The organism is Nonomuraea harbinensis (assembly GCF_019396385.1).
GTDB lineage: Bacteria > Actinomycetota > Actinomycetes > Streptosporangiales > Streptosporangiaceae > Nonomuraea > Nonomuraea ferruginea.
The window spans coordinates 43288-49806 of the sequence record NZ_JAHKRN010000060.1; the positions used below are offsets into that span (position 1 = coordinate 43288).

General features: G+C 68.2%; 4 protein-coding genes. 2 read left to right on the plus strand and 2 right to left on the minus strand.

Features of this window, described 5'->3' with window-relative positions; translation table 11 throughout:
- Positions 1 to 412: 412 nt before the first annotated feature.
- Together KME79_RS38565 and KME79_RS38570 are read left to right on the plus strand one after the other, a co-directional pair.
- Positions 413 to 1888 (plus strand): endo-1,4-beta-xylanase, encoded by a 1476-nt coding sequence (locus KME79_RS38565; RefSeq protein ID WP_219550647.1) that lies wholly within the window; start codon positions 413 to 415, stop codon positions 1886 to 1888.
- 11 nt (positions 1889 to 1899) lie between these two features.
- Complete coding sequence (locus KME79_RS38570) at positions 1900 to 3222, plus strand: extracellular catalytic domain type 1 short-chain-length polyhydroxyalkanoate depolymerase (protein ID WP_219550649.1); 1323 nt, start codon at positions 1900 to 1902, stop codon at positions 3220 to 3222.
- 51 nt (positions 3223 to 3273) lie between these two features.
- Here the strand turns inward: KME79_RS38570 and KME79_RS38575 are convergent, their stop codons facing one another.
- Both KME79_RS38575 and KME79_RS38580 read right to left on the minus strand, forming a co-directional pair.
- Positions 3274 to 4893 (minus strand): glycoside hydrolase family 27 protein, encoded by a 1620-nt coding sequence (locus KME79_RS38575; protein ID WP_219550651.1) that lies wholly within the window; start codon positions 4891 to 4893, stop codon positions 3274 to 3276.
- Positions 4894 to 4905: 12 nt separating this feature from the next.
- Positions 4906 to 6294 carry a glycoside hydrolase family 43 protein gene (locus tag KME79_RS38580; protein ID WP_246641145.1) on the minus strand — a complete coding sequence of 463 codons (1389 nt, stop codon included), beginning with the start codon at positions 6292 to 6294 and terminating at the stop codon, positions 4906 to 4908.
- Positions 6295 to 6519: the final 225 nt, after the last annotated feature.

Sequence of the window (6519 nt, forward strand, 5' to 3'; positions counted from 1 at the left end):
AGTAAATACAACGCGCCGGGTGTCGTCAAGGGGTGGTGGTCTGGTGCGCGACGTGTCAGGTGGGTGTCGGGGCAGGTCTGCGGGTCCGTAAGTTGCGGGGATGGGTGAAAGTTTCATCTCCGCCGTCGCGGGGTGCTCGTACGATATCGCTCCTGGTGTCCGTGGCTCCGTGGCATCCGCGGTCAGGCAGCGACCCCGCGTCGGGCGTTCCGAAATTTTCGTGAAAACGTTGACATGTTTCGGTTACGTTCCCACACTGATCTCCGAGGCGGTCGGTCCTGCCTGATGTGGTGATCGGCCAGGGCCGCCGGTCATGACGCCATCGTGGTGTGCGCCTCCGGCCTGGGGTGCGGCGTCGTCCGCCGGGGTTCCCGCACATCCCTCGTTCCGTAACTTCAGTATGGAGTCAGGCATGGGCTTGAAGGCTTTACCTTCGTCCGCGTACGAACGTTTCGGTGTCCTCCGCGGCATCGTGGGCGCCGTCGGCGCCCTGGGGATCGTAGGCGCGGCGCTGATGGTGTCCGTTCCCGCGGACGCGGCGGAGAGCACGCTCGCCGCCGCCGCCCAGCAGAGCGGCCGGTACTTCGGCACGGCCATCGCCGCGGGCAAGCTGGGCGACCAGGCGTACACGACGATCGCGAACCGCGAGTTCGACATGATCACCGCCGAGAACGAGATGAAGATCGACGCCACCGAACCCAACCGGGGGCAGTTCAACTTCAGCGCCGGCGACCGGATCTACAACTGGGCGGTCCAGAACGGCAAGCGGGTACGCGGCCACACCCTCGCCTGGCACAACCAGCAGCCGGGCTGGATGCAGTCGCTCTCCGGCGGCAACCTCCGCCAGGCGATGATCGACCACATCAACGGCGTGATGGGGCACTACCGAGGCAAGATCTACGCCTGGGACGTCGTCAACGAGGCCTACGCCGACGGCAACTCCGGTGGCCGGCGCGACTCCAACCTCCAGCGGACCGGCAACGACTGGATCGAGGTGGCCTTCCGCACCGCGCGGGCCGCCGACCCGTCCGCCAAGCTCTGCTACAACGACTACAACATCGACAACTGGAGCTGGGCCAAGACGCAGGGCGTCTACAACATGGTCCGCGACTTCAAGCAGCGCGGCGTACCGATCGACTGCGTCGGCCTGCAGTCGCACTTCAACAGCAACAGCCCCTACAACAGCAACTACCGCACGACCATCCAGAGCTTCGCCGCCCTGGGCGTCGACGTGCAGATCACCGAGCTGGACATCCAGGGCGGCTCGGCCACCACGTACGCCAACGTCGTCAACGACTGCCTGGCGGTGCCGCGCTGCACCGGCGTCACGGTCTGGGGGGTCCGCGACACCGACTCCTGGCTCGGCTCCGGCGCCAGCGCGCTGCTCTTCGACGGCAACGGCAACAAGAAGGCCGCGTACAACTCCGTCCTGAACGCGCTCAACAACGCGGACCCGGACCCCGACCCGGACCCGACCACGACGCCCACGCAGACCCCCGGCACCGTGGGACAGATCCGGGGTGTGGCGTCCGGGCGGTGTGTGGACGTGCCGAACGCCTCGACGGCCGACGGCACGCAGCTCCAGCTGTGGGACTGCCACTCCAACTCCAACCAGCAGTGGTCCTACACCTCCGCGCAGGAGATCCGCGTCTACGGCAACAAGTGCCTGGACGCCGCCGGCAGCGGCAACGGCGCCAGGGTGCAGATCTACTCCTGCTGGGGCGGCAACAACCAGAAGTGGCGCGTCAACTCGGACGGCTCCATCGTCGGAGTCCAGTCGAATCTGTGCCTCGACGCCGTGAACAACGGCACCGGTAACGGGACCCAGCTCCAGATCTACTCCTGCTGGGGCGGCGACAACCAGAAGTGGTCCTGGAACCGGGGCTAGGAGGTCAGATCATGAGACGGCACCAGCAGGTGCCGATCGGGTCAGGGACGGTGATCGCCGCCGTGGTCACCGCGGTGATCACCGTCCTGGCCGGTTGCGTCGCCATGGCGCCCCAGGCGAGTGCGGCGACGCTGACCAGGATCGGCGACTTCGGGGCGAACCCCGGCAACATCCAGATGCACCTCTACGTCCCTGACAACGTGGCCGCGCGTCCCGGCATCCTGGTGGCGATGCACGGCTGCAACGGCCGGGCGACCGACTTCCACCAGCAGACGGAGTTCGCGTCCCTGGCCGACCGCCACGGCTTCGTCGTCATCTACCCGCAGGCCAACAAGAGCGCCAACGGCCTGTCGAACTGCTTCGACGTGTGGTCGGACGAAGCACTCCGGCACGGCGGCGGCAGCGACCCCGTGTCGATCGTGTCGATGGTGAACTACGTCGTGCAGCGCCACAACGGTGACCCCGAGAAGGTGTTCGCCACCGGCTTCTCCTCCGGGGCGATGGAGACCGTCAACCTGCTCGCCACCTATCCCGATGTGTTCAAGGCCGGCGCTCCCTTCGCCGGTGTGCCCTTCGGCTGTCTCGGCCCGCCCGGTTGCGGCGACCGGACTCCGCAGCAGTGGGGCGACCTGGTCCGCGGCGCCTACCCCGGTTACACCGGTCCCCGGCCCCGGCTGATGGCCTGGCACGGCACCGCGGACGACGTGCTGAACTTCAGCATGTTGCAGAAGGAGGTCGACCAGTGGACCGACGTGCACGGGGTGAGCCGGACGCCCACCTCGACCACGAACCCGCAATCGGGGTGGACGCGCAGAGTCTTCGGGACCGGCCAGGTCGAGGCTTACACCATCAGCGGAGCGGGGCACAATCTGCCGCATCCCGGGATGGCCGTGCACGCGATCCGGTTCTTCGGCCTCGACGGCGCCGGCCCCACGCCGACGCCGACCCCTGGCGGCGACGGCCAGATCAGGGGCGTCGCCTCCGGGCGCTGCGTGGACGTGCCGAACTCGAGCACCGCCGACGGCACGCGGCTCCAGCTCTGGGACTGCCACGGCGGCGCCAACCAGCGGTGGGCCCTCACCTCGTCCCAGGAGCTGCGGGGTCTCGGCGGCAAATGCCTCGACGCCGCCGGGACGGGCAACGGAGCGGGCGTCCAGCTCTACTCCTGCTGGGGCGGCGCCAACCAGAAGTGGCGCGTCAACGCTGACGGGACGATCGTCGGCGTGCAGTCGGGGCTGTGCCTGGACGCCGCCGGGACGGCCAACGGCGCCCGCCTCCAGCTCTACTCGTGCTGGGGCGGCGCCAACCAGCGGTGGGACCTGGGCGCCGCGTGACGCACCCGGTCTGGGCGGTCCCTTGAGGACCGCCCAGACCCGGGTCATGGCTCAGAGGCGGGTCCACCGTTGGTTGGCGGCGCCGTTGCACGTCCAGATCTGCAGGTAGACGCCGTTGGCGGTGGCGTTGCCCGGCACGTCCAGGCACTTGTTCGCACCGAGCGCGGTGATGCTTCCGTCGGTGTTGAAGCGCCACTTCTGGTTGTTCTGGCCGTTGCAGTCCCAGATGATCACGCTGGTGCCGTCGGCGGTGCCGTTGTTGTTCACGTCGAGGCACTTGTTCCCGTAGACCCGCAGTTCGCCGGCTGCCGTGGAGGTCCACTGCTGGTTGACCTGACCATGGCAGTCCCAGATCGCCACCCGGGTCCCGTTGGCCTGGGAAGCTCCGGTGACGTCGAGGCATCTGCCCGACCCCACGCCCTGGATCCGGGACACCGGGTTGGGCGTCCCGCCGCTGACCCGGAACACGACGGTGCCGTGGGACGGCACGCTCGCCGAGATGGCCCCGGTCGTCGAGGTGACGGCGTTCGTCCAGGCCTCACGCATGCTGAAGGAGCTGCCGGACAGGCCGATCGCCGAGGTGGTGGTGCTGATCGTCGTCGTGCCGCCGCCCTGGTTGAACAGCGCGACCGCGACGTCGCCGTTGCTCAGCCGTTTGGCCAGGACACGGCGGGTGCCGTCGTTGCTGATCTGGGTGGCCTGGAGGCCGAGCGGGTCCTGGTTGATGGCGATCAGGTTCTGGTTCTTCATGATCGTGGCGGTCGCGGAGTCCATGTTCCGCATGTCGTTGCCCGCGATCAGCGGTGCGGCCATGATCGCCCAGAGGGCGAAGTGGCTGCGCATCTCGGTGTCCGTCATGCCGCCCCGGCCGACCACCATCATGTCGGGGTCGTTGAACTGTCCCGGCCTGGCGTAGCCCGACAGGGGCGCGTTGACGTTGACGATGTTCTGGATGCCCATCGGGTAGCCGTTGGTCTGACCGGAGTTCCACACGTTGGTGATGTCCTCGGTCGTACGCCAGATGTTGGCGACGTCACCCCAGTTCCGCTGCGGGCCGGTCTTCTCGTGGATGCTGTTGGGGTTGATGCTGTAGAGGATCGGCCGGCCGGTGGCCGCCAGGGCGTCGCGCATCTTCGCGAAGGTGCGGACCTGGTCGTCGATGGTGCCGGTGGGGGAGCACCAGTCGTACTTGAGATAGTCGACGCCCCAGGCGGCGAACTGCTGGGCGTCCTGGACCTCGTGGTTCAGGCTGCCGGTGGCGCCCGGGTAGGCGCCGAAGTACTGGGCGCAGGTGCGGTCCAGGGGTACCTGGTAGAGGCCGAACTTCAGGCCCCGGGCGTGCAGGTAGTCGCCGAGCGCCTTCATGCCGCTCGGGAATCTCGACGGGTTGGCCCGCAGGTTTCCGGCGGAGTCGCGGGCCGGGTCGAACCAGCAGTCGTCGACGACGACGTACTGATATCCGAGGTCGCGCATGCCGGAGGAGACCATCGCGTCGGCGGTCTGGCGGATCAGCGTCTCGTTGATGTTGCAGCCGAAGGTGTTCCAGGTGTTCCACCCCATCGGCGGGGTGCGGCCCACGCCGTTCTCCAGCGCCTGCGCCTGGGTGGCGGGGGTGAGCGCCACGACCAGGGCCACTGCGGTCAGCAGCGCGCGGGTTCGTTTCCCGTTCATGGAGATCGCTCCTCAGGGGGTCGAAGGGAGGGCACTGCCGGTGAACTGCCACCAGTTGACGTTGAACAGGTAGCCGCCGCCGCCCGCGAAACGCAGGTAGAGGTCACGGGTGCCGGTCGCGCCGGACACCGGGCACGTGACCGTGGTCCAGTTCTGCCAGCCGCCGGTGCCGTTGACGGCGCAGGTGCCCACGAGGGTGCCGGTGGCGCTGCCGAGCCGCAGCTCGATCCGGCCGCCGCTGGTGGCCGAGGCGACGCGGGCGGTGAAAGCGGCGGCGCCGTTGCCGAAGGCGACGCCCTTGACCTTCAGGTAGTCGCCGTTCTCGATGTAGCCGACGTTCATGCCGCCCTCGCTGGAGGGTTCGGTCTCCACCCCGGACGCCCAGGCGACGGTCTCGGCCTCCTGCCGGACGAACGGGTTGAGGGTGCCGACCTGAGGCGGACCGGCGGTGGTCATGTTGATCGTCGGGATGCTGCCGTCGGCGTTGTAGGTGAACTTTTCCACGGCCACTGACCTGGTGAAACCGCCGCCGCCCGGCAGGGCGCCGTTGTGGTAGAAGAAGTACGATCCTCCGGCGTAGTCGATGATCCCGGCGTGGTTGGTGAAGCTGCTGCCCTGCCGGGGCATGATCGTCCCCCGGTACGTCCACGGCCCGGTGGCGCTGGGGGCCGTCGAGTAGGCGATGAACTCCGAGCAGCATTCCGCGGCGAACACGTTGTAGTAGAGGCCGTTGCGCTTGTAGACCCAGGGCCCTTCTTCGTAGAGCGTGGGGCGGCTGGGGTTGCCGTTGCGCGTGCCGAATCCCGCGCCGGTCAGCTGGATGTAGGTGATGCCGCCGGAGTAGGAGATCATGTCGTTGTTCAGGCGTACGTACGCGAGCCGGGGGTTGCCCCAGTACAGGTAGGCCTGGCCGTCGTCGTCGATGAGGACGTTGGGGTCGATCTCGTTGTTCTCGACCAGCGGGCGGCCCAGCGCGTCACGGAACGGCCCGGTCGGGCTGTCGCCGACCGCGACGCCGATGGCCATGCCGCCGGTCCTCCGGTTCCGTACGGGGACGTACCAGTAGAACCTGCCGTTGCGGTAGGCGACGTGGCCGGCCCAGGCGTTGGCGTCGGCCCAGGCGAAGGTGGCCAGGCTCATGGGAGAGCCGTGGTCGGTCCAGTTGGCCATGTCGGTCGAGGAGTAGACGCGCCAGTCGCGCATCGTGAAGTACGTGGAGCCGTCCTCGTCGTGGCCGGTGTAGAGGTAGACGCGGCCGTTGTGGACGAGCGGCGCGGGGTCGGCGGTGTAGATCGTCTGGACGATGGGGTTGTCGGCCATGGCCGGTGTCGCGGGCAGCAGGGACATGATGCAGAGCACGCTCATGATCCAGGCCAGGCGGCGTGATCGCGCGGGTCTCATGGGGTCCTTTCGGGGCGGCTTCGTGGAGTGTTAGCGCTAACATCAAATCGTGGGCTGCGTCGTCGCGGAGTACATCCGATGGCCCGGCGGGCGTCAACGGAGGCGATCCCCGCCGCGTGGGCGTCGTCGCCTGGACGCTTCCCGGCCTGCGGTTCCGTCCAGGAAGAGATCACGGCGCCGCACCGTCACGTGAAAATTTCACGTGACGGTCGGAAGAGCGTCGTG

Coding starts and splice junctions, on each gene's coding strand:
- KME79_RS38565 (WP_219550647.1), top strand. CDS start 413: ATGGGCTTGAAGGCTTTACCTTCGTCCGCGTACGAACGTTTCGGTGTC.
- KME79_RS38570 (WP_219550649.1), top strand. CDS start 1,900: ATGAGACGGCACCAGCAGGTGCCGATCGGGTCAGGGACGGTGATCGCC.
- KME79_RS38575 (WP_219550651.1), bottom strand. CDS start 4,893: ATGAACGGGAAACGAACCCGCGCGCTGCTGACCGCAGTGGCCCTGGTC.
- KME79_RS38580 (WP_246641145.1), bottom strand. CDS start 6,294: ATGAGACCCGCGCGATCACGCCGCCTGGCCTGGATCATGAGCGTGCTC.